The 16,594-nt window shown below is 75.3% G+C and carries 15 protein-coding genes; 1 reads left to right on the top strand and 14 read right to left on the bottom strand.

Annotated elements, in window-relative coordinates:
- Nucleotides 1-5 precede the first annotated feature (5 nt).
- From V2J63_RS04115 to hrcA, 12 genes are all read right to left on the bottom strand, one after another.
- Entirely contained in the window at nt 6-1,541 is a 1,536-nt protein-coding gene (locus V2J63_RS04115; protein WP_331229731.1) for a serine/threonine-protein kinase, read from the bottom strand.
- Nucleotides 1,538-3,313: an FHA domain-containing protein gene (locus tag V2J63_RS04110; RefSeq protein WP_331229730.1), complete on the bottom strand. Its 1,776-nt coding sequence runs from the start codon at nt 3,311-3,313 to the stop codon at nt 1,538-1,540. Before V2J63_RS04110 ends, V2J63_RS04115 begins: the two co-directional genes overlap by 4 nt.
- Complete coding sequence (locus V2J63_RS04105) at nt 3,310-4,200, bottom strand: PP2C family protein-serine/threonine phosphatase (protein WP_331229729.1); 891 nt, start codon at nt 4,198-4,200, stop codon at nt 3,310-3,312. Before V2J63_RS04105 ends, V2J63_RS04110 begins: the two co-directional genes overlap by 4 nt.
- A gap of 115 nt (nt 4,201-4,315) precedes the next feature.
- Nucleotides 4,316-5,797, bottom strand: coding sequence for an alpha/beta hydrolase family protein (locus tag V2J63_RS04100; RefSeq protein WP_331229728.1), 1,482 nt, complete (start codon nt 5,795-5,797; stop codon nt 4,316-4,318).
- A 32-nt stretch (nt 5,798-5,829) separates the two neighbouring features.
- Nucleotides 5,830-6,774, bottom strand: a complete 945-nt coding sequence (gene era, locus V2J63_RS04095) for a GTPase Era (RefSeq protein ID WP_331229727.1) — start codon at nt 6,772-6,774, stop codon at nt 5,830-5,832.
- Nucleotides 6,771-8,033: a hemolysin family protein gene (locus tag V2J63_RS04090; protein ID WP_491062023.1), complete on the bottom strand. Its 1,263-nt coding sequence runs from the start codon at nt 8,031-8,033 to the stop codon at nt 6,771-6,773. The genes era and V2J63_RS04090 overlap by 4 nt, the downstream gene beginning before the upstream one ends.
- A 53-nt stretch (nt 8,034-8,086) precedes the next feature.
- Entirely contained in the window at nt 8,087-8,539 is a 453-nt protein-coding gene (ybeY, locus tag V2J63_RS04085) for an rRNA maturation RNase YbeY (protein ID WP_331229725.1), read from the bottom strand.
- The gene (locus V2J63_RS04080) at nt 8,536-9,588 is read right to left on the bottom strand and encodes a PhoH family protein (protein WP_331229724.1); all 1,053 of its coding nucleotides are present in this window, start codon (nt 9,586-9,588) and stop codon (nt 8,536-8,538) included. The genes ybeY and V2J63_RS04080 overlap by 4 nt, the downstream gene beginning before the upstream one ends.
- A 192-nt stretch (nt 9,589-9,780) precedes the next feature.
- Nucleotides 9,781-10,707 (bottom strand): SDR family oxidoreductase, encoded by a 927-nt coding sequence (locus V2J63_RS04075; RefSeq protein WP_331229723.1) that lies wholly within the window; start codon nt 10,705-10,707, stop codon nt 9,781-9,783.
- Nucleotides 10,704-11,501, bottom strand: coding sequence for a 16S rRNA (uracil(1498)-N(3))-methyltransferase (locus V2J63_RS04070; RefSeq protein ID WP_331229722.1), 798 nt, complete (start codon nt 11,499-11,501; stop codon nt 10,704-10,706). The genes V2J63_RS04075 and V2J63_RS04070 overlap by 4 nt, the downstream gene beginning before the upstream one ends.
- Complete coding sequence (dnaJ, locus tag V2J63_RS04065) at nt 11,498-12,625, bottom strand: molecular chaperone DnaJ (RefSeq protein ID WP_331229721.1); 1,128 nt, start codon at nt 12,623-12,625, stop codon at nt 11,498-11,500. Before dnaJ ends, V2J63_RS04070 begins: the two co-directional genes overlap by 4 nt.
- A 64-nt stretch (nt 12,626-12,689) precedes the next feature.
- A complete protein-coding gene (hrcA, locus tag V2J63_RS04060; RefSeq protein ID WP_331229720.1) occupies nt 12,690-13,709 on the bottom strand; it encodes a heat-inducible transcriptional repressor HrcA in 1,020 nt (339 codons plus the stop codon).
- 107 nt (nt 13,710-13,816) lie between these two features.
- On the opposite strand from hrcA, the gene V2J63_RS04055 reads away from it, so the two are divergent.
- Nucleotides 13,817-14,713: a DUF3097 domain-containing protein gene (locus tag V2J63_RS04055; protein WP_331229719.1), complete on the top strand. Its 897-nt coding sequence runs from the start codon at nt 13,817-13,819 to the stop codon at nt 14,711-14,713.
- Between the two features lie 347 nt (nt 14,714-15,060).
- Here V2J63_RS04055 and V2J63_RS04050 read toward each other — a convergent pair whose 3' ends face one another.
- Nucleotides 15,061-15,474, bottom strand: a complete 414-nt coding sequence (locus tag V2J63_RS04050) for a VOC family protein (RefSeq protein ID WP_331229718.1) — start codon at nt 15,472-15,474, stop codon at nt 15,061-15,063.
- A gap of 88 nt (nt 15,475-15,562) precedes the next feature.
- Nucleotides 15,563-16,321, bottom strand: a complete 759-nt coding sequence (locus V2J63_RS04045) for a DinB family protein (protein ID WP_331229717.1) — start codon at nt 16,319-16,321, stop codon at nt 15,563-15,565.
- Nucleotides 16,322-16,594: the final 273 nt, after the last annotated feature.

Here is a 16,594-nt window from a genome sequence, read left to right as displayed (position 1 = left end):
TCCTCTCAGTCGACGCACGCAGTAGCGGGCTCGGCCGACACACGGCCCTGCTCGCTGATGATCTTCAGCTCGATGCAGACGCGCCCGGCGGACTCGATGGCGAGGGGCGGTTCACCGACGGGCTGGCTCTCGCCGAGGGCGGCGCCGTCGGCCCGCGCCCACGCGTAGGCGATGTCGCCCATGTCCGTCGGCTCGTCCCACGTGAACTCGACGGTCTCGGGGTCGACGCGCGCCCCGGCGAGCCCCTCCGGGCTCGGCACGAGGTCCGGGACCGAGATCGTCTCCACCCCCGTCGCGGACGGGGACGGCCCCAGGTCGGGCTCCTCCCCCCGCAGCGCGCCCGCGGCCAGGACGACGGCGACGACGACCGCGACGCCGACCCCGGAGGCGAGAAGGATGCGCAGCGACGGCCGTCCGGGCGGCGGCGCGTCCTCCGCGGGCGCGGCGGGGCGCGCCCGGCCGCGGGTCCGCCCGGCGTCGCCGTCGTCCTCCCACTGCCGGCCGGCGGGGGCGCCGGCCTCGGTGACGGGGCGCAGGACGGTGCGCGGGTCCTCGGGCGCCTCGGCGGGGCTCGCGGCGGCGCGCGGGTGCGGGTCGACCTCGGTGACGCTGCGCACGACGGTGCGCCCCGAGGCCCCCTCCTCCGCCGGCGCGGCGCCGCCCATCCACGAGGTGTCCGGCACCTCGATGTCGGTCATCGGCAGGCGCAGCTCCTGCTCGACGACCTGGAGCGCGCGGGCGAGCTCGAGGGCGCTCGAGTGCCGCTGCCCGGGGGACTTCGCCATCGCCCGCGCGAGCACCTGCTCGAGGGAGACCGGCACGTCCTCGCGGTCGATCGGAGGCACCGGGTCGCGCTTGATCCGCATCATGTAGTCGAGGCGCGAGTTCGGCCCGCCCGGGCGGGTGAACGGCGAGCGGCCGGCGAGCAGGGTGTAGATCGTCGCGGCGAGGGCGTAGACGTCGCCGGTCACGCCCGGCGCGCTGTGCCCCTCGACGGACTCCGGCGGTGCCCAGGGCACGGAGACGCCGCCCGCGTCCCCGGCGGCGGCGTTGGTCAGGCCCGCGATCCCGAAGTCGGCGAGCGCCGGGCGCCCGTACTCCGTCGTGAGGACGTTGGCGGGCTTGATGTCGCGGTGGACGATGCCGGCGCGGTGCGCGGTCTCGACGGCGCCGGACAGGCGGATACCGATGCCGAGGGCCTCGGCCACCCCGAGCGGGCGCACCCGCACGCGCTCCGAGAGGTTGGGCAGCGGGCAGAACTGCATGACGAGGTAGGGGCGACCGTCCGCCGCCGTGTCCGCGTGGTAGATCGTCACGATGGAGGAGTGCGTCGAGAGCTGCGCCATGAGGTTGGCCTCGGCGACGAAGTCCTCCCGGGACTGCCCCTCGGTCGCCTCGTGGGTGAGGACCTTGATGGCGACCTTCCGCTGCGGGAGGTGCTGGGTGTAGAGGTAGACGTCGGCGAACCCGCCGGAGCCGAGGACCTTCTCGAACGTGTACCCCGGCAGGACCGGCGGCTGCTGCGCGCGGCGCGGGCTCACGGGTCGTCCCCCACCCGCGCGACGGTGACCGTGATGCCGGCGCCGAGCTCGATGACGGCCCCCGCGACGACGGGCACGCCGCTTCCCGGCGGCAGCCGGAACGCCGGCTGGCCGGGCGGGGTGAGGACGGTGCCGTTCGTCGAGTTCATGTCCGTGACGACGACGTGCCCGCCCGCGGGGCGCAGCTCGACGTGCGTGCCGGAGATGTCCCGGCTCGGGTTGGGCACGGTGACGAGGCGCGGCGCGTCCGAGCCGACGAATCGCGAGGCCTCGGGGGCGCGGCCGAGGAGCACCGGGCGGTCCATGAGGATGCGGGGACCGCTCGAGAGGACGAGCTCCAGCTCCGGGTCCGGCGGGCGGGGCGGCTCCTCCGCGGGGGCGTCGGCGTCCGGGAGGCCCGCCGCGCTCGCGCGCAGGTCGGCGGTGAGGATCGTGTGCCCGTCGTGGTCGCCGAGGTCGTCCGGCTCGGCGGGGCCGTCCGCGGCAGCGACGGCGCCGGGCGCAGGCGGACCGGCCGGGGCGGGCGGGCCTGAGGGGGCGGGCGGACCGAGCGGGGCCGATGAGGTCGGCGAGGGCGCGGGGTGACCGAGCGGGCCCGAGGCTGCCGGCGCGGCCGGAGGCGCTTGGCCGGCAGGGCGTGACCGGCCGGGCACGGAGTCGATGAGGCCGGGCCGGCGGCGCGGCGCGGCGTCGCCGACCGGCGTGCCGGCGGGCGGTGCGACCGTGGCGGGTGCACCTGCGGGCGGCACCGCCGCGGGGGCGGGGTGCGGCGCGGAGGACTCCCACGGCGCACCGTCGTCGGTGACCTCGGGGTCGGGGGCGCGCGTGGTCTCCGGGTCGGTGGCCGCGGCGTCGACCGGTGCCGGGAGGTCGGTCGCAGACGAGCCGGGCGGGACCGCCGCGGGCGCGTCGGAGCCGTCGTCGCGGCTCGCGACGACCTGCTCGGTCGACCACAGGAGGTGGTCGTAGTCGTCGTCGGGCTCCCCGCCCGGCAGGTCCTCGCCGGGGTCGCTCCCCGGGAGGTCGTCGGCGGCGGTGCCCGGCGGCGGAGCCGCGGCAGCGGCCGGCGGCGCGTCGTCGTCGGTGGGCTCGGCTGCGTGCGCGGCCACGGGTGCCTCCGGCCCCGCCTGCGCGGCGGGCGCGTCCGGCGCACCGGGCTCATCCACCACCGCGGGCGCGGCCGGGGCCCAGCCGGCCGGTCCGGGGGACGCGGGCCCGGGCGCGACGGCGGCGGACAGCGCCGGCATCCGCGCCACCGTCAGCTCGACGTCCTCCTCCTCGTCCTCGGGCGGCGCCAGCGGGAGCCCACCCCCGGTCGCGACGCGCAGGGCACCGGCGCGGACGATCCCCCCGAGCACCGGCAGCCACGCGGCGTCGTCGTCCGGGCCGGGGGCCGCCCCGGCGAGGTCCCCGGCACCGGCGGCACCGCCCTCGACGCTCAGCTCGACACGGTCGGCGGAGTCGAGGACGAGCTCGCGCCACGTCGTGTAGCCGCGCCCGTTGACCGCGACGTCCCCCGCCCGGACGTCGACGTCGCCGCGCACGAGGACGCGCAGGCCCTCCGCGTGCGCCTCGACCATGGCGAACGAGGGAAGGGCGGAGATCCCCTGCCCGGCGAGGTACTCGACCCACGCCCCGAGGCGCTTGCCGTCGCTCGCGAGCTGCCAGAGCTCGCGCGCCACCCCTGGCGCGACGCCGGGGTGGAGGAGCGCGACGGCGCCGTCGGTCACGAGGGCGGTCCACCCGCCGGGCCGGTACTCGTGCACGGTCATCGCGCTCCCTCGTCGTGGCCCGCGCCGGCGGGCACGGCGGCTGCCGGTACCGCGTCGGCGCGCGGCCGGGTCGAGCCCTCGCGCTGCTCGTCGTCGGCCGCGCCGGTGCGTGCGGTCTCCTCGACGCCACCGCGGTCGTGGACCACCTCGACGACGACGGCGGAGACGTTGTCGCTCGCCCCGCCGCCGGCCATGGCCCGCGCGACGAGGGCGTCGGCGGCGGCCTGGGGGTCGTGGGCCCCGCGCACGACGTCGGCGATCTCCGCCTCGTTCAGCTCGCCGACGAGGCCGTCGCTGCACACGAGCATCCGCTCGCGCGGGTTCGCGCGCAGCATCCAGAAGTCGACCTCGGGATCCGCGCCGGTGCCGACGGCGCGCGTGATGACGTTGCGGTTGGGGTGGCGGCGCGCCTGCTCGGCGTCGATCGTCCCCGCGTCGACGAGCTCCTGGACGAGCGAGTGGTCGACGCTGACCTGCTCGAGCACCGTCTGGGTGCACCGGTACACGCGCGAGTCACCGACGTTGAGGACGAGCCAGTAGGCCTCGCCGTCCTGCTCGGTGAGCACGGCGCCGGCGACGGTGGTCCCGGCCATCCGCTCGCGGCCGGACGCGCCGGTGCCGGCGGTCTCCTCGGCCATGACCTGGCGGATCCGCTCGGCCGCCCGCAGGACCGCCCGTTCGACGTCGCGGGGGCGGGGCGGCGCGGTGCTCGCGGGGTCCGCGAGGCGCTCGAGCTCGGCGACGACCGCCCGGCTCGCCATGTCCCCGCGCGCGTGCCCGCCCATGCCGTCGGCGACGACGAAGACCGGCGGGCGCGTGAGCACCGCGTCCTCGTTCATCCTCCGGCGCCCGCCGGCGTCGGTGGCCGCGCCCCACTGGGTGTGCATCCGCTCCCTCTCCGCCTTCGACCTCGCACGGGATCCTACGGCGCTGCTGCGCGACCACTGGCCGGGCACGGGTCGCAGCGGCGGACCAGCCCCGCGAGGACGGGGACGACGCCGCTCACATGAGGGTGGGGAAGATGCCCCAGTAGCCGGCGAGCAGGAGCAGGGTGAGCGCCCCGAGGTGCACGCTGACGAGCGTGATGCGGCCGACGGCACCGAAGGCGGCGCCCTCGTCGGCGAGGCGCCGCCACCGGCTGGCGGAGGCCACGGCGAGGGCGGTCGCACCGACGGCGAGGGCCTGGATGCCGAGCCAGCCGCCCTGGACGACGAGCGGGTTCCGCTCGTAGTTGAATGCGAGGTCCGCCACCGCGAGGAGGTAGGCGGCGAAGAACACCCACACCGCGAGGACCGCCATGCCCATCGCCGCGGACCAGCGCGCGAGGGGCGCCGGCAGCGGCCGGGCGGGGCGGCGCACGACGCGGCTGCCGAGCCAGAGCAGGGGGCCGAGGACGACGAGCCCGATCCCGACGGCGACCAAGACGATGAGCATGTCACCCGAGGCGTACCAGCGCGGGCTCGCCACGGGGTCCGCCCGGAAGTGCTGGATCGGCTGGGCACCGGCGATGCGGGGCGGCGCGTCGGCGGTCTCCGGCAGGCCCTGGACCCACCGGGCGACGTCCTCGGCGAAGCCGGGGGCCAGCTCGCCGCCGATCCGGATCCCATGGTTGGCGTCGGCGAAGTACCGCACGGTGTACCCGGTGTTCCCCGCCTCGGCGATGTCGGAGATGACCTCCTCCGGCCCCTGGACCGTCGGCATGGACGCGTCCTCGGTGCCGTACACCATGAGGACGGGCTGAGTCATGAGCTGCTGGTAGGGGCCCGGGTCGAAGTCGGCGTACGCGAACCCGCCGCCGGGGATCTCGCTCCCGACGAGGCGCGGGACGGCCCGCAGGAGCTGCTCCGGGGCGCCGAGGTTGCGCAGGTAGGAGTCCGCGGCGAAGGCCGCCTGCTCGCGCGGGGTGACGACGGGCGCGGAGACGAGGATGACGAAGGCGACGTCGTCGTCGAGGACGGCGGACACGGGTGCGACGAAGGCGCCCTCGCTCTCGCCGTAGACGCCGACGCGGGCGCGGTCGACCCCCGGCCACCCGGCGAGCACCTCGAAGGAGCGGAGGTAGTCCTCGGCCATCCCGCGGTAGTCCCGCTCGCGCGTCGTGTACGTGTCCATGCGCTTCTCCGGCACGATCGTGAAGACGCCGGCGCTGGCGAGCGCGGTCGAGAGGTCGTAGAAGTTGCGGTGGGAGCCGGTCCCCGCGCCGTGCATGAAGACGATCCCGGGGCGCTGGCCGGGCGCGCCGTCGGGGCCGTACACGGTCGCGGCCACCGTGGCGCCGTCGAGGTCGACGGTGACCACCTCGGACGTCACCTCGTACGTGCCCGGGGGGTCGGTGGGGACGTCACCCCCGATCCGCACGTCCCGGGTCTCCGGGACGATCGTGTGCGCGAGGGGCTCGGGGTTCCACCCCGGCCCGGCGATGGATCCGACGAAGCCGAAGAGCAGCACGAGCGCGATGGTGAGCGCGGCTTTCCAGGACCTCACCGGTCCAGGCTAGTTCCTCCCCGCAGCGGCACTCAGAAGCCGAGCCGGCGCAGGAGCTTGGGGTCGCGCTGCCAGTCCTTGGCGACCTTGACCCGCAGGTCGAGGTAGATCCGGGTGCCGAGGAGAGCCTCGATCCCCTTGCGCGCCTCCGTGCCGACGGCGCGGAGCCGGGCCCCGCCCTTGCCGATGACGATGGCCTTCTGCGAGTCGCGCTCGACGAAGAGGTTGACCCGCACGTCGAGCATCGCCGGCCGGGCGTCGTCGGCGGCGCGCTCCCGCTCGGTGATCTCCTCGACGACGACCGCGAGGGAGTGCGGCAGCTCGTCGCGCACGCCCTCGAGCGCGGCCTCGCGGACGAGCTCGGCGACCATGACGTTCTCGGGCTCGTCCGTGAGCTCGCCGTCGGGGTACAGGGGCGGTGACGTCGGCATGAGGCCGAGGACGACGTCCGTGAGGACGTCGACCTGCTTGTCCCGCGTGGCCGAGACGGGCACGATGTCCGCCCACTCACCGAGCGCATCGATCTCGAGGAGGTGCTCGGTGAGCCGCTCGTGGCTCACCTTGTCCGACTTCGTCGCCACGGCGACGACGGGGGTCCGGGCGTCGGCGATCTGGCGTGCGATGAAGCGGTCGCCCGGGCCGATGCGCTCGTCCGACGGCAGGCAGAAGATGATGACGTCGACCTCCCCGAGGGTCTCGCGGACGAGGTCGTTGAGGCGCTGGCCCAGCAGCGTCCGCGGCCGGTGCAGGCCGGGTGTGTCGACGAGGACGAGCTGGCCGTCCGGGCGGTGCACGATCCCGCGGATCGTGTGCCGGGTGGTCTGGGGCCGCCCGGAGGTGATCGCCACCTTCTGCCCGACGAGCGCGTTCGTCAGGGTGGACTTGCCCGCGTTGGGCCGTCCGATGAGGCAGGCGAAGCCGGCCCGAAAGCCCTCCTGCCAGGTGTAGCCGTCGATGCCGCCGAAGTCCGTGCTCATGCGCGTACCGCTTCCTCGTCGTCCATGGCCTCGTCCGGCGCACGCCAGGCGAGGAGCGTCGCGATCTGCCGCCGGCGGCCCTGCGCCCGCTCGGCCACGAGGTGGAGCCCGAGGACGTCCACCTCCGCGCCCGGGATCGGCACCTTGCCGAGCGCCTTGGCGAGCAGGCCGCCCGCGGAGTCGACGTCGTCGTCGTCGAGGTCGAGACCGAAGAGGTCGCCGAGCTCGTCGATGGGCATCCGGGCCGGGACCCGCACGACGCCGTCCTCGAGGTGCTCGACCTCGGGCTCGGCGCGGTCGTGCTCGTCGGTCATCTCGCCGACGAGCTCCTCGAGGAGGTCCTCGATCGTCACGAGGCCGGCGATGCCGCCGTACTCGTCGACGACCATGGCGATGTGGAAGGACTCGGCCTGCATCTCGCGCAGGAGGTCGTCGACGTTGCGGGTCTCGGGGACGAAGACCGCCTCGCGCATGACGGTCTCGACCGGCTCCGCGCCGGCGGCGGGGCGCGGGTGCGTGCGCCGCAGGACGTCCTTGAGGTAGACGACGCCGAGCAGGTCGTCGACGGACTCGCCGACGACGGGCACCCGGGAGTAACCGGAGCGGACGAAGAGCGAGAGCACCTTGCTCAGGGACTTGTCCGCGTCGATCGTCACCATGTCCGGGCGCGGCACCATGACCTCGCGCACGAGCGTCGTGCCGAGCTCGAAGACGGACTGGAGCATGTCCCGCTCGTCCGGGGCGAACTGCTCGGACTGGCTCACGCGGTCGACCATGTCCCGCAGGTCCTCGGCCGCCTCCTCGCGCGCCTCGGCCTGCGAGCGCTCGGTGACCGGCCGCAGGACCCGTCCCACCCGGACGACCGGCGAGGCGACGACGGCGAGGAGCCGCAGGAGCGGGGCGAGGGCGTGGAGCACCCCGCCCGGGTTCCGTCGCCCCAGGCGACGAGGGCTGACGCCGACGACGAGGGTGAGGAGGATCGCGGAGGCGCCCACGGCCACGAGGAGCACCTGCCACCACTGGGGCAGGAGGTCCGCGACGGCGAGGGTGAGGCACACGGCGGCGGACATCTCGGCGAGCACCCGCGCGAACGCCGTCGTGGCCCGCACGACCGCCCGGTCGTGGACGAGGCGCTCGACGAGTGCCGCGCGGGGGCGGCCCGCGCTGACGAGGTCCGCGACCGCGCTGCGGCCGATGCGGTCGAGGGCGGCCTCCCCCGCGCTGAGCACGCCGCCGACGACGAGCGCGACGCCGGCCATGACGAGAAGGGTCCACTCGGGTATGTCGGGGAGCAGCCCGTCCACAGCCGCGGTCACCGACCCGCGAGGAAGGTGAGGAGCAGCCGGCGCTGGAGCGCGAACATCTCCTTCTCCTCCTCCGGCTCGGCGTGGTCGTAGCCGAGGAGGTGGAGGATCCCGTGCGTCGTGAGGAGGAGCAGCTCCTCCGCGGTCGAGTGGCCGGCCGTGCGGGCCTGGGCGGCCGCCACCTCAGGGCACAGGACGATGTCGCCGAGCGTGCCGGGGGCGGGCTCCTCGCCCTCGCGCCCGGGGCGCATCTCGTCCATGGGGAAGGAGAGGACGTCCGTGGGGCCGGGCTCGTCCATCCACCGCTCGTGGAGCTCGGACATGACGTCCGTCGTGACGAAGAGGATCGAGAGCTCGGCCTGCGGGTGGACGTGCATCTCCTCGAGGACGTAGCGCGCGAGGGCCGCGAACTCCTCCTCCGCGACGGCGTGGCCCGACTCGTTGCTGACCTCGGTGCTCATCGCTCGCCCCGCCGGTGCGGCGCCTGGCGCGTGCTCGGGCGCGCCGCCGTGGCGTCCCAGCGCTCGTAGGCGTCGATGATCTCCCCGACGAGGCGGTGCCGGACGACGTCGGCCGAGGTGAGGCGGCAGAACGCGACGTCCTCGATGCCGGTGAGGATCTCCTCGACGACGCGCAGGCCGGAGCGCGTGCCGGAGGGCAGGTCGACCTGGGTGACGTCGCCGGTGACGACGACGTGGGAGTTGAAGCCGAGCCGCGTGAGGAACATCTTCATCTGCTCGGGCGAGGTGTTCTGGGCCTCGTCGAGGATGATGAAGGCGTCGTTGAGGGTGCGTCCGCGCATGTACGCCAGCGGGGCGACCTCGATCGTGCCCGCCGCCATGAGCTTGGGGATCGTGTCCGGGTCGAGCATGTCGTGCAGCGCGTCGTAGAGCGGGCGCAGGTACGGGTCGATCTTGTCGTTGAGCGAGCCCGGCAGGTACCCGAGCCGCTCCCCCGCCTCGACCGCCGGCCGGGTGAGGACGATGCGGTTGACCTGCTTGGACTGCAGCGCGTGGACGGCCTTGGCCATGGCGAGGTACGTCTTGCCGGTGCCGGCGGGGCCGACGCCGAACGTGATCGTGTGCGCGTCGATCGCGTCGACGTAGGACTTCTGGCCGAGGGTCTTGGGGCGGATCGTGCGGCCCCGGCTCGACAGGATGTTGAGGGTGAGGACGTCCGCCGGGCGCTCGTTCGTCACGGCGGTGAGCATGCCGATGGCGCGCTGGACGGCGTCGGCGGTGAGCGGCTGGCCGCTGCGGGCGACCTGGCTCAGCTCGTCGACGAGGCGCTCGGCGAGGGCGACCTCCCCGGCGCGGCCGGCGAACGCGATGACGTTGCCGCGCACGTGGATGTCGACGGCGGGGAACCCGGCCTCGATCGCGCGCAGCACTTCGTCGCGCTGGCCGAGGAGGGACACCATGGGGACGTCGTCGGGCACCGTGATGCGGTGCTGGACCTGCTGGGCGCCGGTCGGTCCGTCCGACGAGGCGCGCTCGGTGCTGTGAGACATGGGCGTGGGCGCGGGGGCCCGTGGTCCTCCTGGGTACGTGACGTCAGACGCCTCCATCCTACCGGCGCACGCGGGGCGTGCCAGCGTTCTGCGCGTCACACCGCCGGTCCGCCGTCGGCGTGCGCGACGCGGGACGCGCCGCCGGCGGGCCGGCTCGGCCGCGGTGGCGCGCCGGCCGCCTGCCGCGCAGGCTCAGGACAGGCGTAGTCCGCCGTCGGTGGTGAGGACCTGTCCGACCACCCACACGCCGTCGTCCGTCGCCAGCCACCCGATGAGGCGCGCCGGGTCCGCGGGTCGCCCCCACCGGCCGAACGGGGTGGCCCGGCGCCACGCCTCGAGCTCGTCGAGGCTGCGGTCGGTGGTCCCCGGGTCGAGGTAGCCCGTGCTGACCGGTCCCGGGTTGATCGTGTTGAGCACGATGCCGACCTCGAGGAGCTCCGCCGCCACGGTGGCGGTCACCCCGGCGAGGGCGGCCTTGCTCGCCGCGTAGGCCACCTCACCGCGCATCGGCCCGTCCCCCTGCCCCGACGTCATCCAGAACACGCGACCGGCACCGCGCTCGTCGACCACTCCGGCTCGCGCGGGCCGCTCGCCCGGGCGCGCGGGGCCACCCGCGCGCCCGGGGCCGGCGGCGCCTGCACCCGTGGCGCGCCGGTGCGCGAAGTGCCGGGTCAGCAGGAGGGTCGAGCGGGTGTTGGTGGCCCAGAACGCGTCGAGGGACTTGGGCGTGACGTCGAGGATCGAGCCGTCGCCGCCGCTCCGGGCGTGGTTGCAGACAAGGATGTCGAGCCGCCCCGTCAGCGCGGCGGCCTCGTCGACGAGCGCCTCGACGGCGGCCGGGTCCTGCAGGTCCGCCGATGCGTCGCCCATCCGCGCGCCGGCACGCAGGGAGGCCGCGACGCCGGCCCGCACCGCGTCGAGGTCGTCACCGCCCCAGGGCTGGTCGGCGTCGTGGGGACCGAAGTGGTGGATGAACACGTCCGCCCCGAGGGAGGCGAGCTCGACGGCCACGGCGTACCCGATCCCGCGGCGGCGCGAGACCCCGGTGACGAGCGCCGTCCTCCCGCGCAGCGGCAGGGCAGCCGCGGGCGGGGGCGCGTCCGGTGCCACGTCGCTCATCCCCAGCGCCCGAGGCGCTGCGCGAGGAGCGCGAGCGCCAGCGGGCCGGCGGTCGAGGTCCGCAGGACGTGCGGGCCGAGCCGGACGACCTGGGCGCCCACGCCCGCGAGCGCGTCCACCTCGTCCTGGGAGAGGCCGCCCTCCGGCCCGACGACGACGAGCACCTCCGGCGCGGGGGCGCCCTCGCTCGGGGCGCCGCCGCTCGGGGCGCCGGCGGGCAGGACCGCGTCGGCGAGGGGCACGCTGGCCTCCTCGTGGAGGACGAGCACCGCTCCCCCGGCGTCGACGACGGCGGCGGCATCGCTGACGAGCCGGCGGCCGACGACGAGCTCGCGCACGCCGGGCACCCACGCCCGGCGTGACTGCTTGGCGGCCGCGAGCGCGACGGCCTCCCAGCGCTCGCGTCCACGGTCGGCCTTCTTGCCCGCCCACACGGAGACGCACCGCTCCGACTGCCAGGGCACGACGGCGTCGGCACCGGCCTCGGTGGCCGTCTCGACGGCCTGCTCGTCGCGGCCGCCCTTGGCGAGCGCCTGGACGAGGACGAGGCAGGGCACGGACGCCGGCTCGTGGTGGACGTCGGTCACCGTGACGACGAGCTCCTCGGGGGACGCCGAGGCGACGGTCCCGCGCACGCGGGTCCCCGCGCCGTCGACGAGGTCGAGGACCTCACCGGCGCGCATGCGCCGCACGCTCGCGGCGTGCCGGGCCTCCGGGCCGCGGACGCCCACGCTCCCGCCGGCGTGGACGCCGGCGAGCGCGGAGGGCTCCGCGAGGAAGACCGGGGCGCTCATCGACCGGCGAACTTGTCCCGGAGCCGGGAGAACATGCCGGAGGACGCGGGCGTGAGCCCCGGGTCGACGCGCTCCTCGCCACGCACCTGGGCGAGCTCGGCGAGAAGGTCGCGCTGGCGGTCGTCGAGCCGGGTCGGGACCTCGACGTCGATGTGGACGAGGAGGTCACCGCGCCCGCCGGTGTGGAGGTGCCCGATGCCGAGGTTGCGCAGGGTGAGGACCTCCTCGGGCTGGGTGCCGGGCGCGATGTCGACCTCCCGCACGCCGTCGAGCGTCTCGAGGGTGAGCCGGGTGCCGAGGGCCGCGGCCGTCATGGGGATGGCGACGCGGGCGTGGAGGTCGTCGCCGCGGCGGGCGAAGACGGGATGCTGCTCGACGCGGATCTCGACGTAGAGGTCGCCGGCGGGACCACCGCCGGGGCCGACCTCCCCGGCACCGGTCATCTTGATGCGCGTGCCGTCGTCGACGCCGGCCGGGACGCTGAGCGGGATGGAGCGGCGGGTGCGCACGCGCCCCTCGCCGGAGCACTCGGGGCACGGGTCCGGGATGGTCGTGCCGTGGCCGCCGCACGCGGAGCACGGGGAGGTGGTCATGACCTGGCCGAGGAACGAGCGCGCGACGCGCTGGACCGAGCCGCGGCCGCCGCAGACCTCGCAGGTGCGCGGCGACGTGCCGGGCCGGGTGCACGTGCCGTCGCACGTCCCGCACAGGACGGCGGTGTCGACCTGGAGCTCGCGCTCCGCGCCGAACGCGGCGTCGTGCAGGTCGATCTCGAGCGGCACGAGGGCGTCCTGCCCGCGGCGCCCGCGCGGGACCGGCCCGCGGGCGGCGCCACCGCCGGCGGCGGCGCCGAAGAACGTCTCGAAGATGTCGGAGAAGCCGAAGCCCGCACCCGCGCCGCCGTTGCCGCCGCCGAGCGCCGACTCGCCGCCCATGTCGTAGAGCTGGCGCTTCTCGGGGCTCGAGAGCACCTCGTAGGCGCGCGAGACCTCCTTGAACTGGTCCCCCGCGTCCTCGCCGGCGACGTCGGGGTGCAGCTTGCGGGCGAGCTTGCGGTAGGCCTTCTTGATCTCGTCCTGGCTGGCCTGCCGGGAGACACCGAGGATCGCGTAGTAGTCGTTCACCAAGTCACTTTCTGCTGGGCTGCGTGAGCGTCAGGCGCTCGGAGGTGGCGTCGGGGCGCGTGCGTCACCCGGCGAGGATGCGGGAGAGGTAACGGCTCACGGCCCGTACCGCGCTCATCGTCGTGGGGTAGTCCATCCGGGTGGGTCCGATGATGCCGAGCTGGGCGACCGAGTCCGACGCCGCCGCACCACCGTACGACGCCGCGACGAGCGACGTCTCCGAGAGCCCCTCGTGCCGGTTCTCCTGGCCGATGCGGACGCTCACGTCGTCGTCGGCCATCTCGGAGAAGAGCTTGAGGAGGACGACCTGCTCCTCGAGCGCCTCGAGGACCGGGCCGATCGTCCGGGTGAAGTCGACGTCGGAGCGGGCGAGGTTCGCCGTGCCCGCCATGACGATCCGCTCCTCCGCGTCCATCCGCAGCGTGTCCGTCAGCTCGTCGATGATCGCGCTGACGAGGGGGCGGTGCGGCGGCGCGAAGTGCTCGGGCACCTCCGCGAGGGGCACGACGACGGCGGAGAGGCGCCGGCCGGCGCAGATCGCGTTGAGGCGCGCCCGCAGCTCGGCGACGACGGCCGGGTCGACGGGCGCGGCCGACTCGACGGTGCGCTGCTCGACGCGCCCGGTGTCGGTGATGATGACGACGAGCAGGCGCCGGTCCGAGACCGGGACGAGCTCGAGGTGACGCAGGGCCGAGCGGCGCAGCGAGGGGTACTGCACGACGGCGACCTGGTGCGTGAGCTGGGCGAGGAGCCGCACGGTGCGCTCGACGACGTCGTCGAGGTCGACGGCGTCGGCGAGCAGGTGCTGGATCGCCCGGCGCTCCGGCGAGGAGAGCGGCTTGAGGGTCGAGATCTGGTCGACGAAGAGGCGGTAGCCCTTGTCCGTGGGCACGCGGCCGGCCGAGGTGTGCGGCTGGGCGATGAACCCGCCCTCCTCGAGCGCCGCCATGTCGTTGCGGATCGTCGCCGGGGAGACCCCGAGGGAGTGGCGCTCGACGAGCATCCGGGAGCCGACGGGCTCGCGGGTCTCGACGTAGTCCTCCACGATGGCGCGCAGCACATCGAGGCGCCGTTCGTCGCTCATCCGTTCCTCCTCCCGTGCCAGCACTCAACTATGCCGAGTGCTAATCCTACGCGCCACGCCCTTCGCGTACCCCGTGAGGTGCCCCACCGGGTGCGTACCCTCGGCGGGTGCCTCCCCTCGACCGCTACGGCAGCGACATCCTCAGCCAGGACCCGCACCGCACGGGTGCCTTCGCGCACCGGGCGACGACGACCGACCGCGCCGCGGACCTCGGGCTCGTCGTCGAGGAGGTCCAGACCGGGTGGGTGGGCGCCGTCGTCGCCGTGGAGAAGTCCGGCGGGATGCACGTCGTCGTCCTCGAGGACCGGCGCGGCGCGACCCGGACCTTCCCGCTCGGCGCCGGCTTCTGGGTGGACGGCCGTCCGGTCCGGCTCGTCCCGCCGGTGCGCCCCGTCGCCGCGTCGGGCCCGACGACGGCGGGTGGGCGCCGCCTCACCGCCTCCGGCTCGCTCGAGGTGCCGCAGACGAAGGCCCGCGTGGCGCGGGCCTCGCGCATCTGGGTCGAGGGCCGCCACGACGCCGAGCTCGTCGAGCGCGTGTGGGGCGACGACCTGCGCGTGGAGGGGGTCGTCGTCGAGCTCCTCGAGGGCGTCGACAACCTCGACGCCGTCCTGCGCGACTTCCGGCCGGGGCCGCGGCGGCGGGCGGGCGTGCTCGTCGACCACTACGTCCCGGGGTCGAAGGAGACCCGCCTCGTCGAGGCGTCGCTGCGAGGCTTGGCGGGGCGGGAGAACGTCCTCGTGCTCGGGCACCCGTACATCGACGTGTGGCAGGCGGTGCGCCCCGAGCGCGTGGGCCTCAAGGCCTGGCCCGACGTCCCCCGCGGGACCGACATCAAGCACGGCACGCTCGCGGCGCTCGGGTGGCCGCACGCCGACCAGGCCGACGTCTCGCGCGGCTGGAAGCAGATCCTCGGCCGCGTCCGCGACTACAAGGACCTCTCCCCCGCGCTCCTCGGCCGCATGGAGGAGCTCATCGACTTCGTCACGGCGATCCCGGAGTAGTTCCGCTCGGCGTACCCCGCCCGGCGTCCCCCGTCCCGCCTCAACCACCTCTGCTCGCCAACCCGTGATCATGCAGAAGTGCCGGGCGCCGGGCGGCTGTCCCAAGGGTGGGGGCGCGGCGGAGGAAGGCCTGCGCCGGCTTCCATCCGCCGCTCGTTCCTCGCGGCTCCCGCCAGACCCACCACGCCGGTGCGGGCCTTCCTCCGCCGCTCCCGCTCAAGGCCTCGCCGTTGCCGCGCTCGCGCGCTCGCCAGGTCATCGGGGAGCGTGGCTGTGCCTATGACGCTGCAGCACTCCCCGGTAACGCGCTGCGCGCGCCGGCCCGCGCGGCACCGCGCGGGCGCCGCTCAGGGGATGACCTCTGCGCCGATCGGGCCGGGGTTGTAGGCGATCTCCCAGCGGAACCCGTCGGGGTCGGCGAAGTACCCGGAGTAGCCGCCCCACTCGCGCTCGGCGGCTGCGGTGGCCTCCGCGCCTGCACGGCGGGCGGTGGCCAGGACGTCGTCGACCTCGCCCTTGGTCGCGCAGTTGTGCGAGAGCGTGAGGGGAGCGACGCCGGGGCCGCGGGCGATGGGGCCGACCTCCGCCGCGAAGTGCTCCGCGTCCCACAGCGACAGGACGACGTGCTCGCCCACCTTCATCATGAGCACCTCGCCAGGCACGTCGACGGCGGGCTGCCAGCCGAGACCGTCGACGTAGAACGCCCGAGCGGCCGAGAGGTCGTGCACGGCGAGCGTGACGAAGCTGAGGCGCTGGTCCATCCCCCCAGCGTGGCACGGCGCCACGCCGAGGTCTGGGGCTACCAGGGGCGCGTGGCCCAGTGTCGCGGCGCCACGCCGAGGTCTGGGGCTACGAGGAGGCGCCCGCCGCGATCGCGTCGAGGTCGCGGACGGCGTACCGGTGGTGCTCCCACTCCTCCCCGAGGATCGTGTGGAGGCACGAGAGCGTCGTCTCCGCGTGCTCGGGCGCCCACGGGTTCCGGCGCTGCGCGCGGAGGTCCTCGGCGGTGACGCCGGCGAGGAAGTCCCGCACGAGGGCGACGCGGCCCGCGCGGGCCTCGAGGACGTCGGGGTACGCCGGCGAGCCCGGGGCGAAGACTGTCGGGTCGTTCCCGTCGGCCTCGTACTCGACGTTCGGCTGGCCGAGAGGGTGGTAGGGCTGGTCCCGCTCCAAGATCGCCCGGCCCAGCCACGTGTCCGTCGCCATGACGAGGTGCCGCAGGGTCTGGGCGAACGACCACTCGCCGTCGACCGAGACGTCGACCGTGCCGTCCGGCATCGCGGCCGCCCGCTCGAGCGTCGCCTCCCACGTGCGCTCGAGCGCCGCCCACGCGGCGCGCAACCCGTCCGGGTCAACCGCCCGCCGCTCCGCGCGACCGGGAAAACGGCGGTTGAGCTCGCCGTCGACGAACGCCACGACGTCGACCCCGTTGACGCGCAGGGAGCCCCCGTCCTCGAGGAGCCACGGCGCGTCGAGGTCCGCCCCCTGCACGTCGACGCCGCGCATGACCACGCCGCAGAGGTCGGCGCGGACGAACCGGGCACCACGGAGGTCGGCGTCGACGAACTGCGCGCCGCGCAGGTCGTCAGCCCTGCCGAAGGATCTCATCGCCCCTCCTCTGCCGACCGGCCTCAAGCCGGTGCGCGGGGCGCCCGCGCGCCGACCACTCCCGCTGGGCCGAGCGTAGAGCGGGACGACGGCCGCGTGAAGGTCCCGCCTGTCCGAGCCTGCGGACGCGGCAGCGGCGAGTGACCCCACGCTCGAGCGGTGACCTCACGCACGCTCGGCCGAGGAGCTCCCGCCCGGAGGCCGGGAGGTCCCGCACGCTCAGGAAGCGAGTGACCGCATGCTCAAGCGCGGAGCTCCCCGCCAGCTCAGGCC

Origin of the sequence: Georgenia wangjunii (assembly GCF_036421975.1) — a bacterium.
In the GTDB taxonomy this organism is placed as follows: Bacteria; Actinomycetota; Actinomycetes; order Actinomycetales; family Actinomycetaceae; genus Georgenia_A; species Georgenia_A wangjunii.
Note: the sequence above shows the minus strand (reverse complement) of the source record. Positions and strands in the feature narration are given on the sequence as shown.